This window comes from Edaphosphingomonas haloaromaticamans, from assembly GCF_001853345.1.
Classification (GTDB): domain Bacteria; phylum Pseudomonadota; class Alphaproteobacteria; order Sphingomonadales; family Sphingomonadaceae; genus Sphingomonas_E; species Sphingomonas_E fennica.
Genome location: NZ_MIPT01000001.1, coordinates 3,577,849 through 3,592,349, shown reverse-complemented (window position 1 = coordinate 3,592,349; position 14,501 = coordinate 3,577,849). Strand labels below are relative to the sequence as shown.

General features: G+C 68.3%; 16 protein-coding genes. 10 read left to right on the top strand and 6 right to left on the bottom strand.

The genetic code is table 11. The features are described from left to right. Positions 1 to 22: 22 nt before the first annotated feature. Positions 23 to 1,576, bottom strand: a complete 1,554-nt coding sequence (locus tag BHE75_RS16685) for a sensor histidine kinase (protein WP_070934527.1) — start codon at positions 1,574 to 1,576, stop codon at positions 23 to 25. Between the two features lie 68 nt (positions 1,577 to 1,644). Next, positions 1,645 to 1,824 (bottom strand): NepR family anti-sigma factor, encoded by a 180-nt coding sequence (locus BHE75_RS25375; RefSeq protein WP_041864825.1) that lies wholly within the window; start codon positions 1,822 to 1,824, stop codon positions 1,645 to 1,647. A 285-nt stretch (positions 1,825 to 2,109) separates the two neighbouring features. Between BHE75_RS25375 and BHE75_RS16675 the strand changes: the two genes are divergently transcribed. The 3 genes from BHE75_RS16675 (at position 2,110) to BHE75_RS16670 (ending at position 3,832) form a co-directional block, all read left to right on the top strand. Next, positions 2,110 to 2,907, top strand: coding sequence for a response regulator (locus BHE75_RS16675; protein ID WP_015457986.1), 798 nt, complete (start codon positions 2,110 to 2,112; stop codon positions 2,905 to 2,907). Between the two features lie 100 nt (positions 2,908 to 3,007). After that, the gene (locus BHE75_RS24565; protein WP_015457985.1) at positions 3,008 to 3,145 is read left to right on the top strand and encodes a hypothetical protein; all 138 of its coding nucleotides are present in this window, start codon (positions 3,008 to 3,010) and stop codon (positions 3,143 to 3,145) included. Positions 3,146 to 3,199: 54 nt separating this feature from the next. Beyond that, the gene (locus tag BHE75_RS16670; RefSeq protein ID WP_015457984.1) at positions 3,200 to 3,832 is read left to right on the top strand and encodes a sigma-70 family RNA polymerase sigma factor; all 633 of its coding nucleotides are present in this window, start codon (positions 3,200 to 3,202) and stop codon (positions 3,830 to 3,832) included. Positions 3,833 to 3,877: 45 nt separating this feature from the next. Here BHE75_RS16670 and BHE75_RS24560 read toward each other — a convergent pair whose 3' ends face one another. Beyond that, complete coding sequence (locus tag BHE75_RS24560; protein WP_191225214.1) at positions 3,878 to 4,015, bottom strand: hypothetical protein; 138 nt, start codon at positions 4,013 to 4,015, stop codon at positions 3,878 to 3,880. A gap of 137 nt (positions 4,016 to 4,152) precedes the next feature. Here BHE75_RS24560 and BHE75_RS16665 point away from each other — a divergent pair, with 137 nt between their 5' ends. From BHE75_RS16665 to xth, 6 genes are all read left to right on the top strand, one after another. Beyond that, entirely contained in the window at positions 4,153 to 6,828 is a 2,676-nt protein-coding gene (locus BHE75_RS16665) for a bifunctional [glutamine synthetase] adenylyltransferase/[glutamine synthetase]-adenylyl-L-tyrosine phosphorylase (RefSeq protein ID WP_139181751.1), read from the top strand. 33 nt (positions 6,829 to 6,861) lie between these two features. Next, a complete protein-coding gene (locus tag BHE75_RS16660; RefSeq protein ID WP_070934526.1) occupies positions 6,862 to 7,326 on the top strand; it encodes a peroxiredoxin in 465 nt (154 codons plus the stop codon). Next, positions 7,323 to 8,201, top strand: coding sequence for a ferritin-like domain-containing protein (locus tag BHE75_RS16655; protein ID WP_070934525.1), 879 nt, complete (start codon positions 7,323 to 7,325; stop codon positions 8,199 to 8,201). Before BHE75_RS16660 ends, BHE75_RS16655 begins: the two co-directional genes overlap by 4 nt. A 54-nt stretch (positions 8,202 to 8,255) precedes the next feature. Beyond that, positions 8,256 to 9,398, top strand: a complete 1,143-nt coding sequence (locus BHE75_RS16650; protein WP_015457980.1) for a M23 family metallopeptidase — start codon at positions 8,256 to 8,258, stop codon at positions 9,396 to 9,398. A 75-nt stretch (positions 9,399 to 9,473) separates the two neighbouring features. Further along, positions 9,474 to 9,809 (top strand): iron-sulfur cluster insertion protein ErpA, encoded by a 336-nt coding sequence (gene erpA / locus BHE75_RS16645; protein ID WP_015457979.1) that lies wholly within the window; start codon positions 9,474 to 9,476, stop codon positions 9,807 to 9,809. 40 nt (positions 9,810 to 9,849) lie between these two features. Further along, positions 9,850 to 10,626, top strand: a complete 777-nt coding sequence (gene xth, locus BHE75_RS16640) for an exodeoxyribonuclease III (RefSeq protein ID WP_070934524.1) — start codon at positions 9,850 to 9,852, stop codon at positions 10,624 to 10,626. Positions 10,627 to 10,635: 9 nt separating this feature from the next. On the opposite strand, the gene BHE75_RS16635 is transcribed toward xth, so the two are convergent. The 3 genes from BHE75_RS16635 to BHE75_RS16625 are packed head-to-tail and all read right to left on the bottom strand — an operon-like array spanning position 10,636 to position 13,195. After that, entirely contained in the window at positions 10,636 to 11,238 is a 603-nt protein-coding gene (locus BHE75_RS16635; RefSeq protein ID WP_015457977.1) for a peptidylprolyl isomerase, read from the bottom strand. 11 nt (positions 11,239 to 11,249) lie between these two features. Then, entirely contained in the window at positions 11,250 to 12,410 is a 1,161-nt protein-coding gene (locus BHE75_RS16630) for an N-acetyltransferase (protein WP_191225212.1), read from the bottom strand. After that, a complete protein-coding gene (locus BHE75_RS16625; RefSeq protein WP_070934523.1) occupies positions 12,407 to 13,195 on the bottom strand; it encodes a sterol desaturase family protein in 789 nt (262 codons plus the stop codon). Before BHE75_RS16625 ends, BHE75_RS16630 begins: the two co-directional genes overlap by 4 nt. Positions 13,196 to 13,357: 162 nt before the next feature. Here BHE75_RS16625 and BHE75_RS16620 point away from each other — a divergent pair, with 162 nt between their 5' ends. Next, entirely contained in the window at positions 13,358 to 14,482 is a 1,125-nt protein-coding gene (locus BHE75_RS16620) for a glycosyltransferase family 2 protein (RefSeq protein ID WP_070934522.1), read from the top strand. Positions 14,483 to 14,501 lie beyond the last annotated feature (19 nt).

Below are 14,501 nucleotides of genomic sequence, written 5' to 3'. Positions count from 1 at the left end.
AGCCGGGCGGGACAAGTTGCGTTCAGTCGCGGCGATCCGCGACGATCGGAATTTCGATCGCCAGCCGCCCGTCCGTTCCGCGCCGCAATGGCGCGCGCAACTGGCGGGCCAGCCCTTCGGTGACGCGCTCGAACCGGCTGATCGCCGGATGCTTGCGGCATTTTTCGTTGGCAAGTCCGGGGGCTATCAGCTCCACCAGCGCGCGATCGGGCCGATCCGTCGGGCCGAGGCGGATGACGAGGCCGCCCGCCGGATCGCAGCTCATCGCCATTTCGGCCACCTCGGTGATCAGGAAGGATACCGGCACGGCCACGTCCTGTGATGCCGCCGCCGGCATGATCTCCAGCCGGACCGGCATCGCCGCCGCCTCGCCCGTCGCCGTGCCACGCAGGTTCGATGCAAGCTCGCCGACGAGGGCGCGCAGGTCGACGCCGCGATTTTCCTCCAGCTCCGCATAATGATGGCGATGCACCACCGCCAGCGCATCCACCCGGCGCTGGATCGATGCATAGGCGTCGCTCGCTTCCTCGCCGCGCGCGCCGCGCGCGTGGAGGTTGATGAGGCTGGAGACGACCTGGAGGTTGTTCTTCACCCGATGGTGCACCTCGCGGGTGAGGCGGGTCTGGCGCGCCAGACCCTCCGCCAGATCCGCCTCATGCTGCAACTGGCGGGCGGTGGCATCGGAAAAGGCCTGGGCGAGGCTGCGTATCTCCTGCGAGGGCGTCGTCATGGCGGGCGCGCGCAGCGGGCCTTCCGCGCTCGAATAATTGCTCACCGCCTGCTGCAGGCGGGCCAGCGGGCGCAGCACCAGCCGGTCCATCACCAGCCAGCCGATCAGCCCCGCCGCGATCCACATCAGCACGGGCAGCAGCACCATCAGCAGCTCGATCGCCCGCATCGGCGCGACATTGGCGCGAAGCTCCAGGGCAAGCTGCCCGCCCGCCACGGGGGAGGCGACCTTCAGCGTCTGGTCCAGCGCGCCGAGATTGCCCTGGCTGGCCAGGTTGAGGCTGGCATCGCCCTGCCACAGCAGCAGGGTGATGGCATTGGCGCTGGCGGCGGGCGCCGCGATCCTGGCCAGCGTCTCGCGCGGCACCTCGGCGGCCATCAGCCAGTGATTCTGGGCGATGGTGATGCGCATCGCGTTTATGCCCTGGGCCAGCAGCGCCTCGGCGCCGATGCCGGGGGCGGGCGGGGTGATGCTGGCGCTGGCGAAGCCGGTGGTCGCGCAGATGCGCCTGCCGGCCAGATCGAACAGGCCGAAGCGGACGCCCGCCGGCTGGCTGGCGGCCAGCGTGTCGAGCGATCGGCGGCAGGCGGCGGGCGGCGGCGCCGCGTCGCCGATCTGCACGGCCATGGCGGACATGTCGCGCGCGATGGCGGCGGTCGCGGAATCCAGGCGGCGGGTGCTGTCGGCGGCCATCACCCGGATGGCGGCCTCCCGCGCGAAACGGTTGCTGTTGGCGGATTCGAGGGAGGCGAGCAGCGCGATCAGGCCGAGCGGCAGCAAGGCCATCGACAAGATCAGCAGCATCTTGAAACCCGTCGACAGCCGCGCGAAGCGGTTGCCGATCACGGCGTCGAACCTCGTGAAGGGAAAGGGGAAAGGGCAGTTCGGCTAGGCACGATCGGGAAGGGGTCCAGTCAGTTGAGCTTGCCCAGCAGATCCAGCATGTCGCCCGGCACCTGTTCGCTCAGCGCTTCGTCCCATACCGACCGGAGAGCCTGGCCTATATGGGAATCATTGCCTCGACGCGGTTTCGCCGGTGCCTGACCTGTCTGGTCGGATTCGACCGGTCTCTCCTTTTTTCCGTTCGCCGCCAAACTGTTTCGTCCCCGATCCGAATGCGCCAAGCGGCCCGCGACGGCCGTTCGTCATTGGCGTCCGGGCCGCGCTGCCATCCCCCATGGGGCCGCTCTGCGTGACCGGAATAAAATGCCGACTTGGCGATGGAAACAAAAAACTCCGCCGATTGTTCCGGTTGTTGATGGTGATCGGCAAAATCGCGGAGGGGAAGGCCGGCGGCCCGCGCTTGCATCCTCCGCGGGCCGGTCGCACAACGGGCGCCGAAAGTGCGGCGTCGCGCAGATAGACCCAAAGGGGAACGCATGTCACTCGGCCAGGAACTCGCGCCACATCTTCCTTTCCTTCGCCGCTATGCGCGGGCGTTGACGGGAAGCCAGCAGCACGGCGATGCCTATGTCCGGGCGTGCCTCGAGGCCATCGTCGCGGCACCGGGCGATTTCCCGCGCGATGTCGATGCGCGGCTGGGGCTTTACGGCATGTTCCAGCGCATCTGGTCCTCCACCAACGACAATGACGAGCCGGAAGCCGCCCCGCCCGAGGGCGATCGCGAAGGGATCGCGCGGGCGCGGCTGTCGCGGATCACGCCGCTGTCGCGGCAGGCGCTGCTGCTGACGGCGATGGAAGGCTTCACCAGCGAGGATGTCGCCTATCTGATCGGCGTCACGCCGGAGGATGTGAACCGGCTCGTTTCGGAGGCGCTGGAGGAGATCGAGCGCCAGACCCAGGCCGAGGTGCTGATCATCGAGGACGAACCGATCATCGCCATGGATCTGGAAACCATCGTCCGCGATCTCGGCCATGACGTGACGGGCGTGGCGGTGACGCGGGACGAGGCCGTCGCCCAGGCGCTGGCGCACCGCCCCGGCCTGGTGCTGGCGGACATCCAGCTCGCCGACGACAGCTCCGGCATCGACGCGGTCAAGGATATCCTGGCGCGCTTCTCCGTGCCGGTGATCTTCATCACCGCCTTCCCCGAACGGCTGCTCACCGGCGAGCGCCCGGAACCCACCTTCCTCATCACCAAGCCCTTCCAGCGATCCACCGTGAAGGCGGCGATCGCGCAGGCCCTGTTCTTCGACGAAAGCACGGTGCCGGCCTGAGACGAGCGCGGTCGCGAACCGTTGTCTTTCCGAACCGAATGGAACCCGCCCACAAGCCCCGCGTTGGAATCCAACGGACAACAGCCTGTGAGAGAAGAAAATGGCAGAGGATCGGGTCCATCTTTCGAAAACCGAGGCGCGGGCCGGCGTCACGCCGCACGTGGTGCGTTATGTGCTGGCCATTTCGCTGCTTCTGGTCGTCATCGCCTTTGCCTTCACCCTCGGCATCTTCGGCTGAGCGCGCCTTTTCGCGCGCCGCCGCGCCGCGCCCCTATTTCAACGGGAATCCCGAATGACAGATGAAGACCGCCCGACGGGCGAGGACGGGGCTCCCCCGCCGGCGCCGCTTTCGGACGAGGCGTTCAAGACCGAGCTCGCCAGCGTCATCCCCCATCTGCGCGCCTTCGGCCGTTCGCTTTCGGGCAATCGCGATCTGGCGGACGATCTCGTCCAGGAAACGCTGATGAAGGCCTGGGCGGCGCGCCAGCGCTTCCAGGCCGGCACCAACATGCGCGCCTGGACCTTCATCATCCTGCGCAACCTCTTCCTCTCCCAGATGCGGCGCGCGCGCTTCAAGGGCGAGTGGGACGAGCTGACGGCCGCCCGCGTGCTGGCCGCGCCCGCCAGCCAGGATCGCCATGTCGAGCTGGGCGACATGCAGCGTGCGCTGCTCCACTTGCCGCAGCCGCAGCGCGAGGCGCTGATCCTCGTCGGCGCCGGCGGCTTCGCTTATGAGGAAGCGGCCGAAATCTGCGGATGCGCGGTCGGCACGATCAAGAGCCGGGTCGCGCGCGGGCGCGTCGCGCTCGAACATCTGCTGAACGAGGGGAAGCTGCCGTCGCGGCGCAGCTATGAAGGCCATCCCAACCAGACGGCGCTGCAGTCGATCATGGACGAGGTCGACGATCTCAGTCGCGGGCGCTGAGCCCGCCCGCAGGCGCCGCCCGGCCGGGCCGCGCCATCCGCCTCCTCAATCCAATTGCCGGATAAGCTGCCGCCACTCGACGGGAATCTCGGCCATTTCAGGGCGATAGGCCTGGCGCAGCGCGTCGCCTACCCCTTGGCCGGCCCGTGGCGGCGCAGTCAATTCCACCACGGCCTGATGCATTGGTCCCGTTCCATCCTTTGTGTCGCGTGAAAGATCCATGACGATAGAACGCATCGTGCGGCCCTCGGTTGCGGCTCGTTTGCCACTGTCTCTCAAAACTTGATCGTTCGGCCGCGCGGCTTATGCAGGCTGGCATGATGTCCGCTCCGTCCGTGGCGATCGATCGCGCCTTCGCCCATGCGCCCTTCCTGCGCCGCGCGGCCGAACGATGGCCCGGCATCGCCGCCCTGATCGCCGCCGGCGACGTGGCGGGCGCGCTCGCCGCCGCCCGGCAGGCGGGGGAAGGGGAGGAGGATGTCGGCCGCGCTCTCCGGCGCCAGCGGCAGGCGCTGGCGCTGGCGGTGGGGCTTGCCGATCTCGCGGGGCTGATGCCGTTCGAGGAGGTCGTCGGCACGCTTTCCGATTTCGCGGACCATGCGCTCGACCGCGCGATCGCGGCGGCGATCGCCGAGCGTACGCCGGGCGAGGAGCCCCGGGGCTTCGCCGTGCTGGGGCTGGGCAAGCATGGCAGCCGGGAACTCAATTATTCCTCCGACATCGATCCGATCCTGATCTTCGACCCGCAAACCCTGCCCCAGCGGGAACGGGACGAGCCGATCGAGGCGGCCGTGCGGATCGGCAAGCGCGTGGTTGAGCTGCTCCAGGCGCGCGACGATGCCGGCTACGTCTTCCGCGTCGATCTGCGGCTGCGCCCGTCGCCCGAAGCCACGCCGATCGTGCTGCCGGTGGAGGCGGCGATATCCTATTATGAATCGAGCGCGCTGCCCTGGGAACGCGCCGCCTTCATCCGCGCCCGCGCCGCCGCCGGGGATAAGGCGCTGGGCGAGGAATTTCTCGCGGCCATCCGCCCGTTCGTGTGGCGCCGCGCGCTCGATTATGGCGCGCTTCGGGAGATTCGCGCGCTTTCCCGCCGCATTCGCGATCATCATTCGCAGGGGCAGAGCTTCGGCCCCGGCTTCGATCTGAAGCGCGGGCGCGGCGGCATCCGCGAGATCGAATTCTTCGCGCAGATCCACCAGCTCATCCATGGCGGGCGGGAACCGGCGCTGCGCGCGCCGGCCACGCTCGATGCGCTGGCGGCGCTGGCGGCGGCCGGCCGGATCGACGGGGGCGAGGCGGCAGTGCTGGCCGATGCCTATCGGCTGGAACGCACGATCGAGCATCGCCTGCAGATGGTGGAGGACCAGCAGACCCACAGCCTGCCGCGCCAGCCCGAGGCGCTGGACAATGTGGCGCGCCTCCACGGCGTGGAGGATGGCGGCGCATTGCTCGCGCTGCTCCGCCCGCATGTCGAGGCGGTGGGCCGCATCTATGATTCGCTGGACGAAGGTCGCCCGGAAGGGCTGTCGCACGATGCCGATCTGATCGAGGCGGCGCTTTCCGCCGCCGGCTTCCCCGATGCGCCCGCCGCCCGCGCGCGCATCGAATCCTGGCGATCGGGCGGGCCGCGTCCGCTGCGTTCGCCCGCCGCGCGCGAGGCGCTGGAAGCGGTGCTGCCGGGGCTGGTCCGGGCGTTAGGCCAGGCGCCCGATCCCAATGTCGCGCTCAACCGCTTCGACGATATCGTTTCCCGCCTGCCCAGCGCGATCAACCTCTTCCGCCTGCTGGAAGCGCGCCCGGCGCTGGCGAAGATGGTGGCCGACGTGCTGGTCCACGCGCCCACCCTGGCCGAGGCGCTCGGCCGGCGGCCGACATTGCTGGATGGCCTGATCGATGCCAGCGCCTTCGATCCGCCGGCATCGGTTGCCGATCTCGTCCGCGAAATCGGGCAGGCGGAGCCCGGCGACGATTATCAGATGCTGCTCGATCGCGCGCGCCAGCGCGTCGGCGAAAAGCGGTTCGCGCTCGGCGTGCAACTGATCGAGCGGGCCAGCGACCCGCTGGACGTCAGCCACGGCTATGCGCGGGTCGCGGAAGCCGCACTGGTCGCGCTGGTCGATGCGACGGTGGCGGAGTTCGAGGCCGCGCACGGCCGCGTGCCCGGTGGCGGCCTTGCCATCCTTGCCCTTGGCCGGCTGGGTGGGGCGGCGCTCACCCACGCGTCCGATCTCGATCTGATCTATCTTTTCGATGGCGATCACATCGCCGAATCCGACGGCGCAAAGCCGCTCGGCGCCACCCAATATTATAACCGGCTGGCCCAGCGGGTGACGGCGGCGCTCAGCGTGCCCACCGCATCCGGCCCGCTTTACGAGGTGGATACCCGGCTGCGGCCGTCCGGTGCGCAGGGGCTGCTGGCGGTCTCGGTCGATAGCTTCGCCCAATATCAGCGCGACAGCGCCTGGACGTGGGAGCATATGGCGCTCACCCGCGCCCGCCCCGTCTACGGCCGGCCCGACGTGCGCGCCGCCATTGCCGGGATCATCGCCGATACGCTGGGCGCGCCGCGCGACGCGGGCCAGCTTATCGCCGACGCGGTCAAGATGCGGGGCGAAATGGCGCGTCACAAGCCGCCATCGGGGCCTTTCGACGTGAAGCTCATCGAAGGCGGGCTGGTCGATTGCGAATTCGCCGTCCATGTCCAGCAGCTCCGCCACCGCACCGGCTTCGACCCCCGCCTGGGTGAGGCGATCCGCATGCTGGTGGACGATGGGCTCCTCTCGTCCGATCTGGCCGTCGCCCATGCCCTGCTGGCCCGCATGCTCGTCACCTTCAGGCTGGTTTCGCCGCGCGGGGGGGAGCCCTTGCCGGTGTCCCGCCCGCTGGTGGCGGAAGCCTGCGGCCAGCCCAATTGGGATGCGCTCGTGATCGCCTATGATGCCGCGCGCGCGGTCGTGCGGGACGAATGGGCCAGGGTTTCGGCCGGCGCGTGACGCGCGCGGCGTTCAATCGAAAGGAACGGGATTATGCTGGATCAGGGCGACAAGGCGCCGGACGTGACCTTGCAGATGGCGGATGGCAGCACCCGCACGCTCGCCGATTTCCAGGGGCGGCCGCTGGTGCTCTATTTCTACCCCAAGGATGATACCAGCGGCTGCACCGCGGAGGCCCAGTCCTTCACCGATCTGGCGGCGGAATTCGCCGCGGCCGGCGCGGCCGTGGTCGGCGTTTCCAAGGATTCGGCCGCCAGGCACCAGAAGTTCATCGCTAAATATGATCTCAAGGTCGATCTGGCGACCGACGCGGACGACAGCGTCTGCGCGGCGTTCGGCACCTGGGTGGAAAAATCCATGTATGGCCGCAAATATATGGGGATCGAGCGCGCGACCTTCCTGATCGGCGCCGACGGCCGGATCGTCCGCGTCTGGCGCAAGGTGAAGGTGCCGGGGCATGCGGCGGAGGTGCTGAAGGCGGTTCAGGCGCCGGCATGACCGCGACGGTCGCCGAAGCCGTCCGGCTGGTCCTGTTGACGGCCGATCCGCGCGCCAAGGTGAAGGCGGCCCACGCCGCCGCGCGCGACTGGCGGCTCGGCCGGCTCGCCCACGCCTTCCCGGTCGCCATGCCCGATCGTCCGGCGCGGGGCGACCGGCCGGAACTGCTGCCGCCTTCGCGCATGCCCAAGCGCGGCCGTGCGGGCAGCCTGCGCGCCCGCATCGCCATGCTGCACGCGCTCGCCCATATCGAACATGGCGCGATCGATCTCGCCGCCGACATAATCGGCCGCTTCGGCGCGGCTTTCCCCCGCGCTTTCGTGGATGATTGGATGCGGGTTCTGGCGGAGGAGGCGATGCACTTCGCCATCGTCGCCCGGCGTCTCCATGCGCTCGGCGCGGCCTATGGCGATCTGCCCGCCCATGACGGCCTTTGGGAAGCGGCGGAGGCGACGGCGGGCGATCCGCTGGCCCGGCTCGCGGTGGTGCCGATGGTGCTGGAAGCGCGCGGGCTCGATGTCACGCCGGCGATGATCGATCGCTTCGCGGTCTCTGGCGACGCCGCCTCCGCCCGCGTCCTCCGCCGCATTTTCGATGACGAGATCGGCCATGTGGCCACGGGCGTGCGCTGGTTCGAATCCTGCTGCCGGGCGCAACGATTCGACCCTCCCGCGCAATGGCGGAAGCTGGTCGACACATATTTTCGCGGCGCGTTGAAACCTCCGTTCAACGACTCGGCGCGTGAGTCAGCCGGCTTAACCCGGGATTTCTACGCCGCCCTTGCCGAACGGGATTCGGTTTTCCACAAAGCGCCATCACCATCGCGGGATGAGCGCCCGGCGTTGGAAGCACCAGTAACTTTGCTCTCTCAGTAACCAGCTCCTCGGGTCGTACCTCCGGAGAGTTCAAACCCACACCGGGGGATTTGAATGTCGTTTGCCGTGCATCCGCTGAACGCGGGTCTGATAGGAAGGTTCCGGGGGGCGCTGCGCCCGCGCGATCTCTTCCTTCACGACGGATCGAACCTCCGGCGCATCCGGCTCTGCACCCGTCGCCAGCTTGCGATCCTTGCCGCGGCCGTGGCGCTCGTCGGCTGGGCCGCCGTCGCCACCATCCACGCCTTCACCGCCACGCCCGCCGTCCAGGTCGCGGCGATGGAGCGTAAGGTCGCGCGGATGCAGGCCGAATATGCCGCGATGAAGCGCGATGCGATGGCGCAGGCCGCGCGTATCGAACAGCGCCAGGCCTTCCTGTCGGCGCTCGTCGAGGGCACGGCCGATGCGAAGACGCTGGCGTCGATGGTGCCCGGCGATCTCCCCGATGCGCCGCTCAGCCCGCTGACCGCGCCTTATGCCAAGGTCGCGATGCAGCAGGAAACGCTGGCCGATAAGGCCCAGGCGCTCGCCGAGGGCCGCTATCGCAACGCCACGGCGGCGCTCCGCAAGCTCGGCGTCGATGCCCGCCGCTTCCAGCGCAATGCCCAGCTCGGCATGGGCGGCCCCTATGAACCGGTGACCAAGGCAAGCGTCGCCGAAAGCGCCGATCCCCAGTTCCGCCAGCTCTTCCTTTCGTGGAAGAAGATGGACCAGCTGGAGCGGGAGGTGATCTCGGTCCCGTCCGCCCGTCCGCTTGCGGACAAGAATATCTCCTTCACCAGCGGCTTCGGCGTCCGCTCCGATCCCTTCCGCGGCAGCGCCGCGATGCACGCCGGTATCGACCTCGCCGGCCCGATCGGCACGCCGGTCTACGCCACCGCCGATGGCATGGTGAGCCGCGCCCAGTGGGCCAGCGGCTACGGCAATCTGGTCGAGCTGAACCATGGCAAGGGCATCCAGACCCGCTATGGCCACCTTTCGAAGATCCTCGTGCAGCCGGGCCAGGCGGTGAAGCGCGGCGATCTGATCGCCAAGATGGGCTCCACCGGCCGTTCCACCGGCAGTCACCTGCATTATGAGGTGCGGCTCGACGGCCGCGCCGTGAACCCGATCCCCTTCCTCCAGTCCACCGATTATCTGCTCGCCGTGCAGACGCGCGCGAACAAGCAGGTCGCGCTGGGTGGCCCGGAAAGCTGAGATCCCGAAAATGGGAGAGGAGGAGGGCCGTCGGCAGGAGTTGCCGGCGGCCCTTTTCGTTCCTATCTGCTTCCCATGAGCGAGAATCCCGCCGTTGACATGACGCCCGCCGCCGCCGCCCGCGTTGCCGCGATCGCCGCGCGTCAGGGCAAGCCTGCCATCCTCCGCCTGGCCGTGGACGGCGGCGGCTGCGCCGGCTTCCAATATCGCTTCGGCCTCGCCGATACGGTTGCGGAGGACGACATGGTGGCGGAACGCGACGGCGCCACCCTGGTGGTCGATCCGATCAGCCTCGATCTGCTGGCCGGCAGCGCGGTCGATTATGTCGAATCGCTGGGCGGCGCGGCTTTCCAGGTCACCAATCCCAACGCAGCCTCGGGCTGCGGCTGCGGCACCAGCTTTTCGATCTGATCCGTTTCCAGCGGCGGCCGGCTCCTCTAAGGTCGCGCGCATGAAGATCGCGACGTTCAACATCAACGGCATCAAGGCGCGCCTGCCGCGCCTCCTCGAATGGCTGGAGGAAACCCGGCCCGACATCGCCTGCCTGCAGGAACTCAAGACGTCGGACGAGACCTTTCCCGAGGCGGATATCCGCGCCGCCGGCTATGGCGCGATCTGGCACGGGCAGAAGGGGTTCAACGGCGTTGCCATCCTCGCGCGCGGCGCCGATCCGGTCGAGCGCCAGCGCGGCCTGCCCGACGATCCCGATCCCTCGCACAGCCGCTATCTGGAGGCGGAGGTGGATGGCGTCGTCGTCGCCTCCATCTACCTGCCCAACGGCAATCCCGTTCCCGGCCCGAAGTTCGATTACAAGCTGGCCTGGATGGAGCAGCTTCGCCGCCACGCGGCCGGGCTGTTCGCCAGCGAGCGCCCGGTGGTGCTGGCTGGCGACTATAATGTCATCCCGACCGACCTGAAGGACGACGTCTTCTCGGCGACGGCGATGGCGAGCGACGCGCTCGCCCAGCCGGAAAGCCGGGCCGCGCTGCGCGCGATCCTGGCGCAGGGCTGGACGGATGCGATCCGCGCCATCCAGCCCACGGGCCAGGTCTATACCTTCTGGGATTATCAGGCCGGCGCCTGGCCGCGTGACGCTGGCTTCCGCATCGATCACCTCCTGCTCAGCCCCGTCGCCGCCGATCGGCTGGCCGATGCCGGCGTGGACAAGGAATATCGCGGGCGGGAGAAAGCCAGCGATCACGCGCCCACCTGGGTGGTGCTGCGCTGAGGCGGCGGCTTATCGCACCCGGCGGGCGGTGATGATCCTGGGCGGATCGATGATCGACTGGCCCTTGGTGGTTTCGGTATAGCCGCCCGGATAGGTCGGCTTGGCCAATATCTTGCGGACCACGTTCATCCCGCTCACCACATGGCCGAAGGCGGCATAGCCGACATAGCCGGGCTTGGCGTCCAGCGTGGGCGCGGGGCCGATGGTGATGAAGAATTCGCCCATGGCGGTGCCCGGCGCGTTGCGCGCCATCGAAAGCGTGCCGTCGACATGGCGGAGCCCGGTCTGGGATGTCGGCTCGTGCGCGATGGGGATGAAGGCGCGGGTCATCCGCCGGTTGATGCCTCCCTGGATCAGGCCGTTGCCCGATCCGTTCTTCGCCCGCGCCGCGCGGTAGAAGCTGGTGTCGTCGAACCGCTTCGAATCGACATAGCGGAGGAAGTTGGCGGCGGTGATCGGCGCCTTCTTCGTCTCCACCGCCACCGTGATCGGCCCTTCGCTCGTGTCCAGCCGCACCAGCACCTGGCCGGGCGCCGGGGCCGCCGCCGGGCTGGTTGCGGCGACGGCGAGCGAGAACAGGCAGGCGAGGCGGCGTGCGAACCGGAAGGGCATTGTTCGGGTCGCTACAGCGCCTTCTCGTAGATGCGGTAGATCTTGTTCACCCGGCTCTCGATCGTCTCGGCGATCGATTTCATCCCCTGATTGTCCTCGAGGATCCAGCCGATCTCGCCGCGCGTCGCGCCATAATGGGCCACGGCATCGCGGCGGATATATTCGATCATCATGAAGGCGAGCTGGCTCGCCAGCCGCGTCGCCTGCAGCCGCTTCACCACGCCCATCAGCGGCACGCGCATGGTGCGCACCTGCGGGCGCCGCAGCCGCCAGAGCAGCTTCGCCCAGCCGAAGGGGAACAGCCGGCCGTCGAGGTCGCGGGTCAGCTCGTTTAGGTCGGGCAGCGTCATCATGAAGGCGACGGGTTCGCCCTCCACCTCGGCCACGCGGATCAGGTCCTCGAACACGATCGGCTTCAGCTTCTTGCCCGCATAAGCGATCTCGGCGTCGGTCAGCGGCACGAAGCCCCAATTGTCCGACCACGCATCGTTCAGGATGCCCAGCAGCAGCGCGGCTTCCTCGTCGAAACGGGATTTGTCCACCTTGCGGATGTTGATCCGGGCGTTGCGCTCGCCGGATGCGACGATGCGCTGCACCAGCGGCGGAAATTCGCGGGAAATGTCCAGTTCGTAGGTGGCAAGATCGCGCGCGCCGGCATAGCCCGCCGCCTCGATCCACGCCTGATAGGCCGGCAGATGGTGGCCCATCATCACCGTCGGGCTATGGTCGTGGCCCTCGACCAGCAGGCCCGGCTCGTCCCAGATCGAAAGGCTGAACGGCCCCATCGCGCGGGTCATGCCCTTGGCGCGCAGCCAATCCTCGGCCGCCGCGATCAGCGCCGCTGCCGCCTCGGCATCCTCCGCCTCGAACATGCCCCAATGGCCCACGCCGGGGCCGCCGCCCTGGATGGCGGGCATTTCCAGCACCAGCCGGTCGATCTGCGCCGAAATCCGGCCGACCACCCGGCCGTTGCGGCGCGCGAGCAGGAAGGCGGCCTCGGCATGGCCGAACCAGGGGTTCTTCTTCGGATTGATGAGGCCGTGCACCTCATCCTTCAGCGGCGGCACCCAATGCGGATCGGCCGCATAAAGCTTCCACGGAAGATCGACGAACGCCCGGCGGTCGGCGGCGCCGGCCACCGGGCTGATGACTATGCCTGGCACCGGGATCAATCGCGCTGGCGCTTGCGGGGATGGCCGGTCGCGACCCCGCCCGAAAGCCGGGCGACGTGCGGATATTCCTCGGCCACCTCGGTGGTGTAGCCCAGGTTGAACACGGTCGAGCTCTTCTTCCGCTCGCCGGCCTTCTCGTAGAAGGTGCCGAACAGGCGATCCCAGAAATAGTTGGTGATGCCGTAATTGCCGTTTTCGTTGTGGAAATGGTGCTGCATGTGCCGTTGCTTGATCGCGGCCACCCACTTGTTGCGCGGCTTGTAGGCAAGGTGCTGGATGCAGTGGAAGAATTCATACACGCAGGTGGTGATCAGGCCGGTGGCGAGCGCCGCCGCGCCGCCGCCGAAGCCGCCGATGGCATAGCCGATCGGCACGGTCGCCACGGCGATCGTCGGCAGGGTGGTGTGGAGGCCGCCGAACAGCACCTCCAGATGGTTCGGGTCCTGATGATGATCATAATGGATGCGCTTCCAGGTCGGTGCCAGCAACCTGGATTTCCACATCCACTTGCTGTGCAGCACCCAGCGGTGCAGGCAATACCAGACGAAGGGATAGACCAGCGTGGCGATCACGATCGCCGCCAGCGTCTGCGCCAGCCCGGCCGGCCGCCAGAACCAGGCGCCGATCGCCGCGACGGCGAGGCCGAGATAGGCGATGATCGCCGGATATTGGAAATAGGCGACGACAAGCTCGCGCAGCGTCATCCTGTCCAGATGGTGCGAACGGTTCCAGAAACCGCCCTGGATCGATTCCGTGCTCTTCACCGCGACCTTGTCCTTAATCAACCTGTCATGAGCGGGTAATGTAAACCCGGATAGGTTTTTTCCATGAAATCGCAATGCGGCACTTTCAGGGCGACAATCGGAAGATTGCGATCTAGATCGCCCGCCGGCGCCGCTCGGCCCCTGGGGGACGGATAGGGCGTGTGCGGCGCCTTGGGGGTGGGAATGCAAGATGATGTCGACGTGCGGCCGGCTGACGGCGGCACGATGGCTGTGCCTGTCGTCGCGGAATCGGCCTCGATCTGGCTCAGCCTGCTGGTGCCTGTCTATAATGTCGAGCCGTATCTGCTTGAATGCATTGGCTCCGTGCTGGACCAGATCGGAGATGGCGGCGTGGAGGTCGTCCTGCTGGACGATGCCTCGACCGATGGCTCCCCGATGCGGTGCGAGCAGCTTCGCGCGATTCGCCCCGATATCGTCCGGCTGCTGGCCCACCCGCTCAACCGGGGGGTGAGCGCGGCCCGCAACCAGCTTCTGGACGAAGCGCGGGGCGATTATGTCTGGTTCCTCGATTCGGACGACATATTGCTTCCCGGCGCGATCGCGGGCCTCGAGGCGATCGTCGCGGCGCACCGGCCGGACATGGTGCTGTGCGATTATCGGGCCGGCAGCGGCGGCGTGGAGGACGGTGCGGCAATGGCGAGCTTCGACGGCGTCGCCGGCCGCCTGGAAACGGACTGCGAGGCGCTGGTCCAGGGCATATTCAGCGCGCGGCGCCTGCATCTCTGGTCCAAGATCTGCCGGCGCGAGCTGTGGGACGGAATCCGCTTCCCGGTCGGTGCCTGCTTCGAGGATGTCGCCACGGTCCCATGGGTCGTGCTGCGCACGCGCAGCCATTATTATGCCGCCGAGCCGTGGGTCTTCTATCGCCGCCGGCCGGGCAGCATCATGGCGCGCATCGCCCGCACGCGCGGCGCCTTCGATACCCGCCGGCACGACGATCTCGCGCTGGCCCTGCGCGGCTTCGGGGAAGCGCTGGNGGCGGCGCTGCCGCATGCCGGCGTGGAAACCCGCCTTGCCGTGTCCCGCTTCTGCGCGCGCGAATATGTGAAGATCGGCAAGCGCCTGCTGGGTGCCCGCTGGCGATCCGGCTGGGGATATCTGCGCGGTGAGCTGCGGCGCTACCGCCGGCTGGCCGAGGCGGATTCGCCGATCGGCTTCGACGGCGTCGCCCGCCACTATCTGCGCCGGGGCAAGCCCGTTCGCTGGGCCGCCTTGGCGCTGATGCTGCTGTTGACCCGCAGCCCCGCCTGGGTGCGGCTGTCCCGCCGCCGATCGGTGCCGGGCTGAAGCCCGGCGCCTTGCTCCC